The organism is Microbulbifer maximicatervae (SeqCode) (assembly GCF_052467955.1).
Map to the genome: position 1 here is coordinate 1,202,660 of NZ_CP174329.1, position 17,590 is coordinate 1,220,249.

Below are 17,590 nucleotides of genomic sequence, written 5' to 3' on the forward strand. Positions count from 1 at the left end.
CAACTTCGGATAACTTTTAAAATCCTGCCGGGAAATATTGATACATGTCGAACGAAAACCAGGAATTGCGCAAGGCTGGCCTCAAGGTCACTCTGCCGCGGGTGAAGATTCTGCAATTGCTCGAAAGCACTAGTGAGCAGCATTTGAGTGCTGAGGATGTCTATAAGCTGTTGCTGGAGGCGGGAGAGGATGTCGGCCTAGCTACTGTGTACCGGGTATTGACCCAATTTGAGAGCGCGGGCCTGGTAGTGCGCCACAACTTCGATGGCGGTCACTCTGTATTCGAACTGGACCGTGGCGATCACCACGACCATATGGTGTGTACCGATACTGGTAAGGTTATCGAGTTCCACAATGAAGAGATTGAGGAGCTGCAGCGTCAGATCGCCGAAGAGCATGGCTATGAGCTGACTGGCCACAGCCTGGTTCTGTATGTGACAGCAAAGGAGAAGTGATTCTTCCGGGTGCGGTATTCACCGCACCCTTCAAATACTTGCGCTGAGTGTTACGACTGGCAGGGTGGGGTGTAAAGCTCTGGGAACTTGCCAATTTTATCCGCGTAATATTCCTTGAGCTTCAATAGCTCAGCTTCCAGGTTTTCACTGAATTGTGCTATCGGGCCTATGCCCACTTCTTTTTTGGGGAAGCTGATATAGCCCAGTACTACCGGAACCCTGGCGTTGCGGGCGATATGATAGAAACCGGTTTTCCAGCGTTCTGCCAATCCGCGAGTGCCCTCGGGGGGAATGGCGATAACCAGCTCTTTGCGCAGCTTGAATTGCCTGGCGGTGGCATCCACCAGGTTGTTGGCCTTGCTGCGGTCTACGGCGATACCGCCGAACCAGCGCATGGGGCCTCCCAGCGGGAAGGTAAACAGCTTGTCTTTGCCCATCCACTGTGGGGTCATCTTCAGTTTGAGTGCAGCGAGGATGAAGTAGTAGCCATCCCAGTTAGTGGTATGGGGGGCGCCAATCAATACGTACTGCTTTAGTTTGAGAGACTGCTCGTCAGCTTTAACACGCCAGCCGTGCAACTTCAGTAGCACCCGTGCAACCAAGCGGAGGATTGGGGTGACAATGGGGGTGTTGAAAATCGTTCTCTGCATAACCTCGGCCGGGACTACTCATACATCGAAAAATAAGCCGCCAAGTATATGGTGACTTTACCTGCCACTCCCAGTCATATTTGTGCGTTTGTCCTAAATCGGCATATATATCCGACGAAAGGGGTGGTATACCGGATTGTGTGGCGGTCATTTATTGATCTACGGTATAAGATTGCTTACCAAAATGCATCATTTTTGCCCTTTGGTGACATTTGGCGCCGAAATCGTATGAAGGAGGTGGGGCTGACTCCATAGCCAGCCTGAGAGAGGGGTTTGGGGAGTTAAATTCTCTCCAGCATTTCCTCGGCATGAGCCAGGGATTGGGCGGTAGGGGCGCCGCCGAGCATGCGCGCCACTTCTTCGCGGCGCTCGCCGTTGGTGAGTTCGCGCAGTGCCACAAAAACACTTTCGCCATCGCTGTGCTTCTCCACCAGGTATTGGCGGTGGGCTCGCGCCGCTACCTGGGCCAAGTGGGTCACACAGATCACCTGGCCGCTACGGCCATTGCGGGTTTCCCCCAGCTGGCGCAGCAGGCGGCCCACCACATCACCGGTGGCACCGCCGATACCCACATCCACCTCGTCGAATACGAGGGTTGGGGTGCGGGAGGTTTGCGCAGTTACCACCTGGATTGCGAGGCTGACCCTGGAGAGTTCACCGCCGGAGGCAATCTTGCCCAGGGGGCGAGGCGGTTGGCCCGGGTTGGTGGAAATTAGTATTTCCGCTTCTTCCAGCCCCTGGCTGTTGGGTGTATCCAGCTCCTGCAGTGATAGCTCTACTCGAGCGTGAGGCATGGCTAGGTCGGCCAGCTGGCCGTTCACGGCCTCCGCCAGTGAAGCTGCCGCTTTGCTGCGCAGCTTGCTGAGTTTGCCGGCAACTTTTCTGTACTGCTTTTCCAGTTGTTCACAATCTGCGGCAAGGCGCTCCAGGGCATCTGGGCTGCCGATATCGTCCAGCTCTGCCTGTAACTGTTGCTGTAGTGCCGGCAGCTCCTGTGGTTGGACTCGGTGTTTGCGCGCCGCCTGGTAGATGGCGCTGAGCCTGTCTTCAACTTCGGAGAGCCGTTCCGGGTCCATCTCGAAGCGATCGATATGTCGGGAGAGTGTGGCTGCGGCCTCATCCACCTGGATGCGGGCGCTGTCGAGCATCTGTGCCACTTCCACTAAGGCCGGAGCCTGCCCGGGCATGGAGGACAGCAGTTGCAGGGCGCGGTGCAGCTGTTCGGCGATATCGCCCTCACCGCCGGACAAGAAAGCGGCCAACTGGTAGCTGCCACTGAGGATTTCCCCCGCATTGGCCAGCTGTTGCTGTTCGCTCTCGAGGGACTCTATTTCCCCTTCGCTCAAGCCCAGCTGATCCAGTTCCTTAAGCTGGTATTCCAGCAAGTGGCGGCGGGCTTCGGCTTCCTCGGCGCTGTCGGCCAGGGTGCGATAGCGGCGATAGTGATCCCGCCAGGTTTTGAAGCGGCTGCGGGTCTCTGCGGCGAGTTCCTGGGCCTGGGCGTATTCATCCAGCAGGCGCAGGTGCGTTTCTTTCTTCAGCAGGGATTGGTGTTCGTGCTGGCTGTGGATATCGATTAGCTGCTCGCCCAGGGCGCGTAGCTGCAACAGAGTGACCGGTTGGCCGTTGATATAGGCGCGGGAGCGGCCATCGGCGCCAATAGTGCGGCGCAGAATGACTTCCTGCCCGGCGTCCAGTTCCTGGGATTCGAGCCAACTGGCGGCGCTGGGGTGCTCGACGATATCAAATGTGGCGCTGATATCGGCGCGATTGGCGCCGGTGCGCACAAGCTCCGCGCTGCCGCGACCGCCCAGCGCCAGGCCGAGGGCATCCAAGGTGATTGACTTACCCGCGCCGGTCTCGCCGGTCAGGGTGCTGGTACCGGGACCAAACTCCAACTCCAGTTGGTCCACCAGGGTGAATTGGCTGATAGACAGATGCAGCAGCATAGAGATCGCTTGTGTCCTTGCTAATCGGCGGGCGCCCGGCCCAATTAGTGGTTATTTATACAGTATTCGTTCCCGGTTAGCTATAGGGGCGGGGCCACATTACTCTGAGGATGTGCGCTAGCGCGAAAAACCACTTGAACTGTGCGGGGATGTCCCCATATAGGCTCCAGTGCCCGAGAGACGGGCTCAACTCACATTACTGACAGAGTCGACGCGACGGAGAAAGCAGTGGCCAGAGAGCGCAGCGAAGAAGATCAGATTAAAGAGGGGGCGGAGCACGCACCAGCTACAGACGAGGGCGTTTCAGCAGAGATTGAAGACCCTTCCTCTATAGAAAGCGAACTTGCCGAGGAAGCCCTGCGGGAAGAGGCCGAAGGTGCCGATGCCCTGCACGAGGAAATTATCAAGTTGCAGGAGCAGCTGGCAGCGCACAAGGATATGGCCCTGCGTGCCCAGGCGGAAGAGCAGAACGCCCGCCGTCGCGCGCAACAGGATATCGAGCGCGCGCGCAAATTTGCGGTAGAGAAGTTGCTACAGGACTTGCTGCCTGTAGTGGACAACCTCGAGCGTGCACTGGCGACGATCGATACGGCCGACGAAGCCAACAAGGCCTTGGTAGAAGGTATCGAGCTGACCCACAAATCTTTCGTTGAAACCCTGACGAAAAATGCTGTGGAAGTTGTCGATCCGGCCGGTGAGCCCTTCGACCCAGAGCTGCACCAGGCTATGACCCAGGTGCCCAACGGCGAGGTGGAGCCGAACACGGTTCTGGATGTGTTTCAGAAAGGTTATCGCCTCAATGGCCGCCTGGTTCGCCCGGCCATGGTGGTGGTCAGCAAAGCGCCGTAACGGCAGAAGTGTAAAGCGGCCTTGAAATTTAGCGGCCGGCACCAATATAGCTGACATCAAGAATTATTCGCGCGGTGTAAACAGAGCATAGCTGGCAGCGCGCATCAAAAGAGGATTTTACAGATGGGAAAAATTATCGGCATCGACCTGGGTACCACTAACAGCTGTGTAGCGGTACTGGATGGTGACAAAGCGCGTGTAATCGAAAACGCCGAAGGCGATCGCACTACACCTTCTATTGTTGCCTTCACTGACGACAACGAAATTCTGGTAGGTCAGTCTGCCAAGCGTCAGGCGGTGACCAATCCCCAAAATACTCTGTTTGCGGTTAAGCGTTTGATCGGCCGTAAATTCAAAGACGACGTTGTCCAGAAAGATATCAAGATGGTTCCTTACACCATCACTGAAGCTGACAACGGCGATGCATGGGTAGAAGTGAAAGGCGATAAAAAAGCTCCGCCGCAGATCTCTGCCGAAGTCCTGAAGAAAATGAAAAAGACTGCGGAAGACTTCCTCGGCGAGAAAGTTGAAGCTGCAGTAATTACCGTACCGGCTTACTTCAACGACTCCCAGCGTCAGGCCACCAAAGACGCCGGCCGCATCGCGGGCCTGGACGTTAAGCGTATTATCAACGAGCCGACTGCCGCTGCACTGGCATACGGCCTGGACAAGCAGGGCGGTGACCGCACTGTAGCGGTATACGACCTGGGTGGTGGTACCTTCGATATCTCCATCATCGAAATTGCCGACGTCGATGGCGAGAAGCAGTTCGAAGTACTGTCCACCAACGGTGACACTTTCCTCGGTGGTGAAGACTTCGACCTGCGCCTGATCGAATACCTCGCAGACGAGTTCAAGAAAGACCAGGGCATCGACCTGAAAGGTGACCCCCTGGCAATGCAGCGCCTGAAAGAAGCTGCAGAAAAAGCCAAGATCGAGCTGTCCTCCAGCCAGCAGACCGAAGTCAACCTGCCGTACATCACTGCAGACGCTACAGGTCCCAAGCACTTAGTGGTTAAACTGACCCGCGCCAAGCTGGAAAGCCTGGTAGAAGAGCTGGTTACCCGTTCCCTGGAGCCGGTAAAAATCGCTCTGCAAGACGCCGACCTGTCCGCTTCCGGTGTAGACGAAGTGATCCTGGTAGGCGGTCAGACCCGTATGCCAATGGTTCAGCAGAAAGTAACCGAGTTCTTCGGCAAAGAGCCGCGCAAAGACGTTAACCCCGACGAAGCCGTTGCCATGGGTGCTGCTATCCAGGGCGCCGTACTGTCCGGTGACGTTAAAGACGTACTGCTGCTGGACGTAACTCCGCTGACCCTGGGTATCGAAACCATGGGTGGCGTTGCGACTCCGCTGATTGACAAAAACACCACTATCCCCACCAAGAAGTCCCAGGTTTTCTCCACTGCGGATGACAACCAGACTGCGGTAACCATTCACGTGGTTCAGGGTGAGCGCAAGCAGGCTGCACAGAACAAATCCCTGGGTCGTTTCGACCTGGCCGATATCCCACCGGCACCGCGCGGCATGCCGCAGATCGAAGTAACCTTCGACATCGATGCCAACGGTATCCTGCACGTACACGCGAAGGACAAGGCCACTGGTAAAGAGCAGTCCATCGTGATCCAGGCTTCCTCCGGTCTGTCCGAGGACGAGATCGATAAGATGGTTCAGGACGCTGAGGCCAATGCCGAAGCGGACAAGCAGTTCGAAGAGCTGGTGCAGACTCGCAACACGCTCGACGGCCTGATTTCTGCGACCAAGAAGACTCTGGAAGAAGCTGGGGACAAAGCCACCGCTGAAGAGAAGGCAGCTATTGAAGCGGCTGTTACCGAAGCGGAAGAAGCGGTTAAAGGCAACGACAAAGCTGCAATGGAAGCTGCGACTACCAAGCTGACTGAAGCTTCCGGTCCGGTTGCCCAGAAGATGTACGCCGAGCAGGCTCAAGCCGCTGGTGCTGAAGGTGCCGCTGGCGCTGGCGCCCAGGGCGAGCAGCAGTCCTCCGCTGGCGACGACGCGGTAGACGCAGAGTTCGAAGAAGTTAAGGACGACAAAAAAGAAGGTAAGTAAGCGTTCGCTTGCAATTCCGGTGGCAGCTTTTAAAGTGGCCGCTGGAGAACTTCAGGGGCGCGGCGCCTTACTTTCAGAGGCCCGCGCCCTGTGTTGTTTCAGGTATCTGCCAATATTTGCCGAGTTTTCGCAGTTTTGGTGGTGCTCCGTTCGCGGAGCTTAGTTAGAAACCGAGAAGTAGAAAGAGAGTTTGGCCGTTCTTGATGCCGGACCAGAGAACATAGTTTTATGTCGAAACGCGATTATTACGAAGTCCTCGGCGTCGAGCGCGGCGCTTCGGATGCAGAGCTGAAAAAAGCCTACCGCCGGGTGGCAATGAAGTTTCACCCGGACCGTAACCCCGATGACAAGGAATCTGAGAACAAATTCAAGGAGGCCAATGAGGCCTACGAGGTTTTGTCGGATTCCGAGAAGCGCGCAGCTTATGACCAGTTTGGCCACGCCGGTGTGGAAGGCCAGATGGGCGGTGGCGGCGCTGGTGGATTCGGTGGCTTCTCCGATATTTTTGGCGATGTGTTCGGCGATATCTTCGGTGGTGGCGGCGGTGGCCGTCGCGGCGGCCCTGCTCGCGGTTCCGATCTGCGCTATGACCTGGAATTGGACCTGGAAGACGCGGTGCGCGGCACCACGGTCAAGATTCGCGTTCCGACTCTGGCAGCCTGTGGTACCTGTAGCGGTTCCGGGGCCAAGCCCGGTTCCTCTCCGCAAACCTGTGGCACCTGTGGTGGTGCTGGCCAGGTGCGTATGCAGCAGGGTTTCTTCTCTGTTCAGCAAACCTGCCCCAACTGTCGCGGTCGCGGTACCACTATCTCCGATCCCTGTGGCAGCTGTCACGGTCGCGGTCGCGTAGAGGAAACCAAAACCCTGTCCGTTAAGGTACCGCCCGGTGTGGATACCGGCGATCGCATTCGCCTGTCTGGTGAAGGTGAAGCCGGGCCCGATGGCGGCCCCGCTGGTGACCTCTATGTACAGGTAGTGGTAAAAGAGCACGATCTGTTCCAGCGTGATGGCAAGAACCTCTACTGCGAAGTGCCGATTAGTTTCGTTTCCGCTGCACTCGGTGGTGAGCTGGAAGTGCCGACTCTCGACGGTAAAGTGAAGCTGAAGATTCCTGCGGAAAGCCAGACCGGCAAGCTGTTCCGCCTGCGCGGCAAGGGTGTTTCCCCGGTTCGCGGTGGTGCAACCGGCGACTTGCTGTGTCGCGTTGTTGTAGAAACTCCAGTGAATTTGTCCGGCAAGCAAAAAGACTTGCTGCAAGAGTTCTCTAATACCCTCAGCGAAAAGAAAAATTCACCGCGCCAGACCGGTTGGTTTGAAGGGGTGAAAAACTTCTTTGGTGATATGAAGCTTTAATCGCTGTTGGCACCGGCAAAACCTTAAATTTTTTTGCGGGTTGCCTATTTAAAAAGGCTCGAGAGCATTAGCTTTCGGGCCTTTTTTGTTTCCGGGTGAGTTTTATCCCCCCAATAGAATGCCTTCTATTGGGAAGTTTTGGTTCTCAAGCGGGCTGCGAATTCACTCAGGAATTCCTGTTGGATTTTTTGCGCTTTGCGCAGTTGTTCCTTGTTTAAAATACCTTCCAATTCTTTGTGTGTTTCCAGGCTGATAGCTGCGAATTGAGCGCCAATTTCGCCGCGTTGCTTGGGGGTTAGAGCGACCTTTTCACCACTGAGTAATCCGTATTTTTCCAGCACCGCTTTTTTCTCTGCGAAGCTCTTTTGCATAATGGGTAATACGGTTTTTTCCTGTCCCGGGGTGAGCTGCAAACGCAGCGTCACCCAATCGGTAATATCATCATACTTCTCCCAAAAGTCTGGATTGGCATTTTGCTGCTGGGCAGATGCCGGCGTGCTGCCAAAAGCCAGGCTTAGAGAGATCACTACCACCATGATGTGCGGTAGATGGTTGGACAGGATCATCAGTCGCATATTGGCGCTCCATTTACCCCTCACAGTAAAGCGTAGCAGCGGCCGCTGATATCGCGTTTTGCGCAAGTATCCTCTTGGTAATTTAAAAATATGTGGATATTTCTTTTTATTTTACTTTTGCAGAGTGACTAGAGATTTTTAGGCACGCTAATACTGGCTTACTGATATCTATGCGCTCTACCGGGTGCGTTGTAGAATCCAGAACCTTATAGATTTGGACTGGAGTGCTGTGATGGCGGTAAAAGTGGCGGTGACGGGATTTGGTGGTCGAATGGGGCGAGCGTTGGCGGAGGCTTTGTCCCTGTCTGATAAAGCCGAACTGTCAGCGGCTATAGTGCGGCCTGGCTCCAGCTTGGTCGGCGCCGATGCCGGTGAAGTTGCCGGTCTGGGCCGCAGCGGCCTCGCTATTGTGGACAGCCTCGATAAGGCAGACTTTGACGTACTTATTGATTTCACTGCCCCTAAAGCGACTGTGGAAAATACTGCCTATTGCGCGGAGAAAAATCTCCCCATTGTAATCGGCACCACGGGCTTTGATAGCGAGCAAAAAAATAAAGTATTGGCTTATGCGGATCAGGTGCCGCTATGCCTCGCCAGTAATTTTTCCACCGGGGTAAACCTGTGCTTTAAATTGTTGGAAACTGCTGCGCGGGTAATGGCGGAAGAGGCCGATATCGAGATTGTCGAAGCCCATCATCGCCACAAAGTGGATGCACCTTCCGGCACGGCACTGAGTATGGGGGAAGTGATCGCGGAAACTCTGGGGCGCGACCTGGATAAAGTGGCAGTTTACGGCCGCGAGGGTCAAACCGGTGCCCGCGATAGGGACACTATCGGTTTTGCCACAGTACGCGGTGGTGATGTGGTAGGTGAACACTCAGTGATGTTCCTGGCAGAAGGTGAGCGGGTTGAAATTAGCCACCGCGCCAGCAGCAGGCTCTCTTTTGCTCGCGGTGCCGTGCGCGCGGCACTGTGGATGATGGGAGAGGAAGGGAGTGCGCGGGCGCCGGGGCACTACGATATGCGCGATGTACTCGGCCTTAACTAATCTTACTTAGAGTAAATAAATTCAGCGCCTGCAGGGGCGCTGTGAAAGAAATTTTCGATTTTCATTTGCCCGCCATTTTTGCGGGTAAAACTAAAAGGCCGGCAACATTCGTTCGACCGGTCACCCTGTAATCTTCCTTTGAGGAATCTCGATTGGAAAGAAAGCTGATTGTCGGCAGCGAAGAGTGGTGCGGGCTTCCCGCACTCGGCGTCCCGGCGATTAAGGTGCGTGTGGACTCCGGGGCTAAAACTTCCTGTTTGCACGCTTACAACATCCATACCTTCAAGCGCGATGGCGAACCCTGGGTGAGTTTTGAGGCGCATCCACTGCAGCACCAGCGCCGCCCATCAGTGCGTTGTGAGGCGCGGCTTTTGGATAAAAGGCTGGTGCGCAGCTCCTCCGGTGAAAGCGAAAAACGCCCGGTAATTCGTACTTCTATTTCTATTGGTGGCAGTGTCTGGGATATCGAACTGACCCTGACCAATCGGGACAGCATGGGCTATCGCATGTTGCTGGGGCGCGAAGCCATGATTGGGCGAATGCTGGTAGATCCGGCTGAGAGCTTCTGTATTGGCGATATTCCGAAAAGCCAGTTGGATGAATATTATCGGGATGAGCACCATATTGCCGGTACCGGCCTGCGCATCGGGCTGCTGGCATCGAACCCGGATCTCTATAGCAACCGGCGCATTATGGAAGCGGGAGCCGAGCGCGGACACCGCATGAGTTTTCTCGATATCCGCCAGTGCTATATGAAGCTCGACCCTGATGAGCCGGAAGTGCATTACCGGGATGGCCGAATACTCAATAGCCTGGATGCGGTGATTCCCCGTATTCGCCCCAGCCAGACTTTTTACGGTTGTGCGCTGACGCGGCACTTTGAGAGCCTGGATATTTTTGCCCTGAACGGCTCCGCCGCTATCAGCCAGTCGCGGGATAAATTATTTTCCCTGCAGTTGCTGCAACAAAGTGGATTAAATATCCCAACCTCCGGGTTTGCCAATTCCCCGGTGGATACCAACGAGCTGATCGAAATGGTGGGCGGTGCGCCACTGGTGGTGAAGTTGCTGGAGGGAACCCAGGGGCGCGGTGTCGTTCTGGCGGAAACCCGCAAGGCTGGGGAATCGGTGATTAATGCGTTTAAGTCCCTTAAGGCCAATCTTCTGGTACAAGAGTTTATTCGCGAGGCGGAGGGTAAGGACCTTCGCCTGTTTGTTATCGATGGTCGCGTGGTGGCCTCGATCCAGCGCGAGGCGGCACCGGGGGAATTTCGTGCCAATATTCACCAGGGCGGTACGGCTTCAGTAGTTAAGGTCACCGCAGAGGAGAAGCGCCTGGCGGTCAAGGCCGCCAAGGTGTTGGGGCTCAAGGTGGCGGGTGTGGATATTATTCGCTCCCGCAAGGGGCCGCTGTTATTGGAGGTCAATTCCTCCCCGGGACTTGAAGGCATCGAGAGCGCTACGCGCAAGGATGTGGCGGGGGCCATGATCATATCTATCGAAAAGGCGTTGAAGTGGCGCCCGATTTTGCCGGGGGAGGATCTTTAGGCGCTGTAACTCTGGTCCCGGCGGGGGCCTTTGCGTTGGGCTAACCTGAATAGGTGGCCGGGCTTTTCGCTGGCGCGCAAATAGAGCCGCAGCGAGCTTTGGCCGCTGCGGGTAACAGCCCACCGCAGCTTCCTTTCGGGAGGTGCAAACCGCAGGGTTTGAGCTTCTATGACGATATCCAGCCCAGGTTCACTTCGCACTATTCCCGCCCTGATACTTTTCCTGACCGTACTTTTCACCGGTGTGGGTGCCCAGGCTGCGGTGCAGCTCTCCGATACGCCTTTGGGGCGGCGGGTAATGGTGGATTACATAGTGCACTTCGCCTACCACCTGCAGTGGCCGGTCAATGCCTTTGCCAACAGCAGTGCCCCGTTCAAGGTGTGCCTGATGGGTGGGGATTCTCTCGGTGAGCCATTGGCGGCCCGGTTCAAGAATCAGCGTATTGATGGGCGGAATGTGGAGCTTGAGAAGATCGAGGTCAAGGAGATGCTGCGGGCGCGCAAGTGCCAGATTGTGGTGCTGAGTACCCTGGATCGTCCCACACTGCTCAAGGCGCTGGTGGCACTGGAGTTTTTCCCGGTTCTGACGGTGAGCGATGCCGAGCGCTTTGCCGCCACTGGCGGTATGATCGAGTTTGCCGACAGCGGCCGGGAGGTGGCCCTGCGTATGAATAAGACCATGCTGGAGAAGGCGGAGCTGAAAATGGGCAGCAGTCTTTTCCGGTTGGGACGCAAGCCGGAGTGAGATTTTCAGGGAAAGTAGCCTGGCGTATTTTTGCACTAGCGTCCAGAGGTGAATTCGCGTAGAATCTGCGCCCGATTTGGGCCGGTGCCGCGAAGCTGAATCGCGCAGCGTGAGCCTACTAAAAAGCTGGCGGCAACCGTCGGCCACTTTGTGAGAATCACGCGTGAACAGATTTTTAAAGCGAGATGAAGCTGCGATGTTTCATCTCGCTTTTTTATGCGCGCACCAGTCAGGAGCCCGCGTGCTCCGAAGCCCGCAAACCCCGCCCGGAAGCAGTTCTGAAGATTGGAGTTCAATTTGACTAAAGCTGTCCCTACGTCGGAGGCTTTCATGCCCCACAACTTTATGCAGAGTACAACTCCCGCGCTGCTGGTGCTCGCAGATGGTAGTGTCTTTGAAGGACGCGCAATCGGTGCCCATGGCAGTTCTGTTGGCGAGGTCGTGTTCAACACATCCATGACCGGCTACCAGGAGATCCTCACCGATCCCTCCTACGCCCGCCAGATTGTGACTCTGACCTACCCGCACATCGGCAACACTGGCACCAACCAGGAAGACGAAGAGTGCGCTGATATCTGGGCCGCCGGCCTGGTAATCCGCGACCTGCCGCTGCTGGCCAGCAGCTTCCGCAACGAGCAGTCCCTAGAGGACTACCTGCGCGAGCGCAATATCGTTGGTATCGCCGATATCGACACTCGTCGCCTGACCCGTCTGCTGCGCGACAAAGGTGCGCAGAGCGGTTGCATCGTTGCCGGTGACAATATTGACCGCGAAGAAGCCCTGGCCAAGGCCAAGGAATTTGCCGGTCTGAAAGGGATGGACCTGGCCAAGGTAGTGAGCACCAAGGAAGCCTACCCCTTTAGCGAAGGTACCTGGGAACTGGGCGAAGGCCACAAAGCCGCGCCGGAACAGCCCTTCAAAGTAGTGGCTTACGACTTCGGTGTGAAGCGCAATATCTTGCGTATGCTGGTGGATCGCGGCTGTGACATCACCGTAGTACCGGCGGAGACCCCGGCTTCCGAAGTACTGGCGATGAATCCCAACGGTGTATTTCTGTCCAATGGCCCCGGCGACCCCGAGCCCTGTGAGTACGCGATCACCGCTATCCGCGAAATCCTGGACGCGGGCATCCCTACCTACGGCATCTGCCTGGGCCACCAGTTGTTGGGCCTGGCGGTGGGCGGTAAAACTGCCAAGATGAAGTTCGGTCACCACGGTGGTAACCACCCGGTACAAGACCTGAACAGCACCAAGGTGATGATCACCGCGCAGAACCACGGTTTCGAAGTGGACGCCGACAGCCTGCCGGACAATGTGGAAGTTACCCACAAGTCCCTGTTCGACGGTACCTTGCAGGGTATTCACCTGAAGGACAAGCCGGCCTTCAGCTTCCAGGGACACCCGGAAGCGAGCCCGGGCCCACACGATGTGGCGCCGTTGTTCGACCACTTTATCGATTTGATGAAAGAGCGCGCCTAAGGGCGTAGCCGCCCAGGGTAGGGCAATTAACCGCCGCTTTTGCGGCGGTTTTAACAAGAAACGAATGAAATTTAGCGCAGCCGGCCTTTGCCGGTAGTAGAACGGAAGAAAGATGCCAAAACGCACAGATATCCAAAGCATTCTGATTATCGGCGCAGGCCCCATCGTGATCGGCCAGGCGTGCGAATTTGACTACTCCGGCGCCCAGGCCTGTAAGGCGCTGCGCGAAGAGGGTTACCGGGTGATCCTGGTGAACTCCAACCCGGCCACCATCATGACCGACCCGGCCATGGCCGATGCCACTTACATCGAGCCGGTGGAGTGGCGCACCGTTGCCAAGATTATTGAGCAGGAGCGCCCCGACGCTATCCTGCCCACCATGGGCGGCCAGACAGCACTGAACTGTGCCCTGGACCTGGATAAGCACGGTGTCCTGAAGGAGTTCAATGTCGAGCTGATCGGTGCGGACAAAGACGCTATCGAGAAAGCGGAAGACCGCGACCTGTTCGACAAGGCGATGAAGGCCATCGGCCTGGAAACTCCGCGCGCCAAGATCGTCCACTCCATGGAAGAGGCGAAGAAAGTGCCGGAAGAGTTCGGCTTCCCGGTGATTATCCGTCCGTCCTTCACCATGGGTGGTTCCGGTGGCGGTGTGGCCTACAACTGGCCGGAGTTTGAAGAGATCTGTAAGCGCGGTCTCGACCTCTCCCCCACCAACGAATTGCTGATCGACGAATCCCTGCTCGGCTGGAAAGAGTACGAGATGGAAGTGGTTCGCGATAAGAACGACAACTGCATCATCGTATGTTCCATCGAGAACTTCGACCCGATGGGCGTACACACCGGTGACTCCATCACCGTTGCCCCGGCGCAGACGCTGACCGACAAGGAATACCAGCTGATGCGCAATGCTTCTATCGCGGTACTACGCGAGATCGGCGTTGAGACTGGCGGCTCCAACGTACAGTTCGGCGTTTGCCCGAAGACTGGCCGCGTAGTTGTGATCGAGATGAACCCCCGCGTATCCCGCTCCTCCGCACTGGCCTCCAAGGCCACCGGCTTCCCGATCGCCAAGGTCGCGGCCAAGCTGGCGGTGGGTTACACCCTGGACGAGTTGCAGAACGATATCACTGGCGGTGCTACCCCGGCGTCCTTCGAGCCGTCTATCGATTACGTTGTTACCAAGATCCCGCGCTTCACCTTTGAGAAATTCGGTGAAGCCGATGCGCGCCTGACCACCCAGATGAAGTCTGTGGGTGAAGTGATGGCAATTGGCCGTACCTTCCAGGAGTCCATGCAGAAAGCCCTGCGCGGTCTGGAAGTGGGCAGCTTCGGCCTGGAAAGCAAGATTGACCCGAGCAAAGACGGCGCTGAGACCCGTCTGCGCAGCGAACTCTCCGTTCCGGGTGCCGAGCGCATCTGGTACGTGGGCGACGCCTTCCGTATGGGCATGAGCGTCGGCGAAGTTTACGACCTGTCCGGTATCGATCCCTGGTTCCTGGTACAGATCGAAGAGCTGATCAAAATTGAAGAGCCGCTCAAGTCACTGCCAACCTCGGCGCTGACCACTGAGCAAATGCGCTTCCTCAAGCGCAAAGGCTTCTCCGATCGCCGCCTGGCGGACCTGCTGGGGGTGAGCCAGAAGACTGTGCGCGAGTTCCGCCACAAGCTGGGTGTATTCCCGTCTTACAAGCGCGTGGACACCTGTGCTGCTGAGTTCAGCACCTCTACTGCTTACATGTACTCCACCTACGATGAAGAGTGCGAAGCGCAGCCGTCTGACAAAAAGAAAATCATGGTACTCGGCGGTGGCCCCAACCGTATTGGCCAGGGCATCGAGTTCGACTACTGCTGTGTACACGCCGCTCTGGCGATGCGCGAAGACGGTTACGAGACCATCATGGTCAACTGTAACCCGGAGACTGTTTCCACCGACTACGACACTTCCGACCGCCTCTACTTCGAGCCGGTAACCCTGGAAGACGTGCTGGAAATTGTTGCCAAAGAGAAGCCGGAAGGCGTGATCGTACAGTTCGGCGGCCAGACTCCGCTGAACCTGGCGCGCTACCTGGCCAACGAAGGTGTGCCGATTATCGGTACTACTCCAGAGCAGATCGACCGCGCCGAAGACCGCGAGCGCTTCCAGCAGATGATTATGCGTCTCGGCCTCAAGCAGCCAAAGAACGCCATCGTGCGCTCTGTCTCCGAAGCCATCCAGGCGGCGAAAGACGTGGGCTACCCGCTGGTTGTGCGCCCGTCATACGTACTGGGCGGCCGCGCCATGGAGATCGTCTACAAAGAGGACGAGCTACTCACCTACATGAAAGAAGCGGTACAGGTTTCTGACGAAGCACCGGTACTGCTGGATCACTTCCTCAACGCCGCCATTGAGGTGGATATCGATGCGGTATCCGATGGCCAGGACGTTGTGATCGGCGCCATCATGCAGCATATCGAACAGTGTGGTGTTCACTCCGGTGACTCCGCCTGCTCCCTGCCACCTTACAGCCTGCCGGCGGATGTGCAGGACCGTATGCGCGAAGAAGTGAAAGCCATGGCTCGCGAGCTGGGCGTAGTTGGCTTGATGAATACCCAGCTGGCCTACCAGGACGGCGAGATCTACGTGATCGAGGTGAACCCGCGCGCTTCCCGTACTGTACCTTTCGTCTCCAAGTGCATCGGCACTTCACTGGCGAAAGTGGCTGCGCGCTGTCAGGCGGGTATCAGCTTGCAGGAGCAGGGCTTTACCGAAGAGATCGTACCGGACTACTACTCCGTTAAAGAGTCTGTATTCCCGTTCAACAAGTTCCCGAAAGTGGACCCGATTCTCGGCCCCGAGATGAAATCCACCGGCGAAGTAATGGGCGTAGGCGCTACCTTCGCAGAAGCCTTCGACAAGGGCCTGGTTGCCGCTGGCGACCGCCTGCCGGAGTCCGGACGCGCATTTATCTCTGTGCGTGACTTCGACAAGGCCGACGCAGTGGGCGTGGCCCGCGATCTGGTGGAGCTTGGCTTCGAAGTAATTGCCAGCCGCGGCACCGCCAAGGTCTTGCAAGAAAACAATATTCCCGTTACAACCGTCAACAAGATGAGTGAAGGTCGCCCGCATATCGTCGATATGATTAAGAACGACGAGATTGCACTGGTAGTGAACACTACCGAAGGGCGCCAGGCGATTCGCGACTCTGCGGATATCCGTCGCAGTGCCGAGAACCACCAGGTGTGTTACACCACCACCCTGGCAGCGGCCCAGGCTATGGCGATGGCCATGCGTCAGGAGCAGCCGCTACAGGTTCGCCGCCTGCAAGACCTTCACCAGCGTGTCGTAAAGCTGTCTTAATAGCTTTAAAACCAACTTGTGAAATCCAACCGGGCCCCGTGATCTCACTGGGCCCGGTTTCGTCGTAACAATAATGGAGGTCCCACATTGAACCGGGTACCAATGACCGTTGAAGGCGCAGAAGCGCTGCGCTCAGAGCTGGACAATCTGAAAAAAGTTGAACGCCCTACCGTTGTACAGGCGATTGCTGAAGCGCGCGAACACGGTGATTTGAAGGAAAATGCCGAATACCACGCGGCGCGGGAAAAGCAGGGCTTTATCGAAGGCCGTATCCAGGAAATCGAAAGCAAGCTTTCTCACTCTCTGGTCATTGATGTGAAAAGCATCGAGCCCAGTGACAAGGTAATTTTCGGTACTACGGTAACGATTATTCACCTGGATGACGATAAGGAAGTTACATACAAAATTGTGGGTGACGACGAGGCCGATGTTAAAAAGCACAAGATCTCGGTGAACTCTCCGATTGCCCGCGCGCTGATTGGAAAGGAAGTGGGTGATGTGGTGGTAGTCCAAACACCTTCCGGTGCGGTGGAGTACGAAATCGATGCGGTTGAGCACCTGTAAATTCCAGGTGATAAAAAAGGGGCGGCCATGGGCCGCCCTTTTTTGTTGTTGCCAGCTCTACTGGGAAATGTAGCTCTGGTTAGCATGGCCAGACTGCATTACTGTAGCAGTTTCATATTGGCCGAACTGACTTACAAGACTGTTGTTATTGTGTCCGGATTGGCGTGCCATAGCCACATGCCCTTCACCAATCTGCCCCAGGTACACATCATTGTGGTGGCCTCTTTGTCTGGATCTTGCGTTATTGCCGAATCCAGCCTGAGAGATATCTGCCTCGTGATTGTGGCCCCGCTGGCGCATACGGGCATAGTGGCCTTCACCAATCTGGCGGATATCACCGTCGTTAGATTCTCCAGATTGGCGCATACCGGCATCGTGGCTGGCACCGGTTTGGAATGTGTCTCCATTGTTTAGCTCACCCCGCTGCCTTAATGCCGACTGGGAACCAAAGCTTAAAACCTGAGTGACAGTTGCGGTGTTGTGGCTGTCGTGCTGGGTAATCTCAGCCATATTACCTGCCCCTTCCAGCTGAAAGGTCAGGGCAAAGTGACTGCTGCCGAACTGCTGATGCATGGAATAGCTGCCAGTCTGCGAGACCTGAATAGTCTCTGAAATATTGTAGGTTCCCGACTGCATGCTAAATGCCTCGTTCTCAAGTCCACCAGTTTGCAGTATTTCGGCTGTGTGGTGATCACCTTCCTGGTACTGGCTCGCATAGCTACTTTGTTCACCTGAATGAACTATATCTGCGCTGTTGTGGTCCCCATTCTGCTCCTGCATGGCGGAGTTGTGTGAGGTGTTTGGACCTATCTGGGTGATAGTTCCGAGGTTGTGGCCTCCATCCTGATCTTGGGTGGCGGTGTTAAAGTCGGCATAAGCGGTTCCGCTTATAGCCAAAGTTAAGGCTATGGCGATTGGTGTCAAGGTTTTCATGAATGTCTCCATTACTGCAAACTTCAATGTGCAT

Annotated in this window: 14 protein-coding genes and 1 pseudogene; 11 read left to right on the top strand and 4 right to left on the bottom strand. The window is 56.2% G+C overall.

The features are described 5' to 3' along the window. Window positions 1-44: 44 nt before the first annotated feature. Window positions 45-455 (top strand): ferric iron uptake transcriptional regulator, encoded by a 411-nt coding sequence (gene fur, locus ACJJI5_RS05115; RefSeq protein ID WP_445355713.1) that lies wholly within the window; start codon window positions 45-47, stop codon window positions 453-455. Window positions 456-505: 50 nt separating this feature from the next. Here fur and ACJJI5_RS05120 read toward each other — a convergent pair whose 3' ends face one another. Continuing rightward, a complete protein-coding gene (locus ACJJI5_RS05120; RefSeq protein ID WP_445355714.1) occupies window positions 506-1,105 on the bottom strand; it encodes a 1-acyl-sn-glycerol-3-phosphate acyltransferase in 600 nt (199 codons plus the stop codon). Window positions 1,106-1,386: 281 nt separating this feature from the next. Continuing rightward, on the bottom strand, window positions 1,387-3,054 hold the full coding sequence (gene recN / locus ACJJI5_RS05125; RefSeq protein ID WP_444915566.1) for a DNA repair protein RecN: 1,668 nt from the start codon (window positions 3,052-3,054) through the stop codon (window positions 1,387-1,389). A 228-nt stretch (window positions 3,055-3,282) separates the two neighbouring features. Between recN and grpE the strand changes: the two genes are divergently transcribed. The 3 genes from grpE (at window position 3,283) to dnaJ (ending at window position 7,326) form a co-directional block, all read left to right on the top strand. Beyond that, a complete protein-coding gene (gene grpE, locus ACJJI5_RS05130; RefSeq protein ID WP_282931312.1) occupies window positions 3,283-3,903 on the top strand; it encodes a nucleotide exchange factor GrpE in 621 nt (206 codons plus the stop codon). Window positions 3,904-4,026: 123 nt separating this feature from the next. Then, on the top strand, window positions 4,027-5,973 hold the full coding sequence (dnaK, locus tag ACJJI5_RS05135) for a molecular chaperone DnaK (protein WP_282931313.1): 1,947 nt from the start codon (window positions 4,027-4,029) through the stop codon (window positions 5,971-5,973). Window positions 5,974-6,201: 228 nt separating this feature from the next. Continuing rightward, entirely contained in the window at window positions 6,202-7,326 is a 1,125-nt protein-coding gene (gene dnaJ, locus ACJJI5_RS05140) for a molecular chaperone DnaJ (protein ID WP_282931314.1), read from the top strand. A 125-nt stretch (window positions 7,327-7,451) separates the two neighbouring features. On the opposite strand, the gene ACJJI5_RS05145 is transcribed toward dnaJ, so the two are convergent. Further along, on the bottom strand, window positions 7,452-7,901 hold the full coding sequence (locus ACJJI5_RS05145) for a hypothetical protein (protein WP_282931315.1): 450 nt from the start codon (window positions 7,899-7,901) through the stop codon (window positions 7,452-7,454). Window positions 7,902-8,133: 232 nt separating this feature from the next. On the opposite strand from ACJJI5_RS05145, the gene dapB reads away from it, so the two are divergent. The 7 genes and pseudogenes from dapB (at window position 8,134) to greA (ending at window position 16,623) form a co-directional block, all read left to right on the top strand. Further along, window positions 8,134-8,949 (top strand): 4-hydroxy-tetrahydrodipicolinate reductase, encoded by an 816-nt coding sequence (gene dapB, locus ACJJI5_RS05150; RefSeq protein WP_444891981.1) that lies wholly within the window; start codon window positions 8,134-8,136, stop codon window positions 8,947-8,949. A gap of 224 nt (window positions 8,950-9,173) precedes the next feature. Further along, a pseudogene (locus ACJJI5_RS05155) lies at window positions 9,174-9,458 on the top strand (ATP-dependent zinc protease family protein); the annotation flags it as partial. A 129-nt stretch (window positions 9,459-9,587) separates the two neighbouring features. Beyond that, window positions 9,588-10,496, top strand: a complete 909-nt coding sequence (gene rimK, locus ACJJI5_RS05160; RefSeq protein WP_413665891.1) for a 30S ribosomal protein S6--L-glutamate ligase — start codon at window positions 9,588-9,590, stop codon at window positions 10,494-10,496. A 168-nt stretch (window positions 10,497-10,664) separates the two neighbouring features. Beyond that, window positions 10,665-11,240 (top strand): YfiR family protein, encoded by a 576-nt coding sequence (locus ACJJI5_RS05165; protein ID WP_445355715.1) that lies wholly within the window; start codon window positions 10,665-10,667, stop codon window positions 11,238-11,240. Window positions 11,241-11,570: 330 nt separating this feature from the next. Further along, on the top strand, window positions 11,571-12,719 hold the full coding sequence (gene carA, locus ACJJI5_RS05170) for a glutamine-hydrolyzing carbamoyl-phosphate synthase small subunit (RefSeq protein WP_282931318.1): 1,149 nt from the start codon (window positions 11,571-11,573) through the stop codon (window positions 12,717-12,719). Window positions 12,720-12,831: 112 nt separating this feature from the next. Next, window positions 12,832-16,059, top strand: a complete 3,228-nt coding sequence (carB, locus tag ACJJI5_RS05175; protein ID WP_444925862.1) for a carbamoyl-phosphate synthase large subunit — start codon at window positions 12,832-12,834, stop codon at window positions 16,057-16,059. 87 nt (window positions 16,060-16,146) lie between these two features. Continuing rightward, a complete protein-coding gene (greA, locus tag ACJJI5_RS05180) occupies window positions 16,147-16,623 on the top strand; it encodes a transcription elongation factor GreA (protein ID WP_413663270.1) in 477 nt (158 codons plus the stop codon). Between the two features lie 57 nt (window positions 16,624-16,680). Here greA and ACJJI5_RS05185 read toward each other — a convergent pair whose 3' ends face one another. Continuing rightward, entirely contained in the window at window positions 16,681-17,556 is an 876-nt protein-coding gene (locus ACJJI5_RS05185; RefSeq protein ID WP_445355716.1) for a hypothetical protein, read from the bottom strand. Window positions 17,557-17,590: the final 34 nt, after the last annotated feature.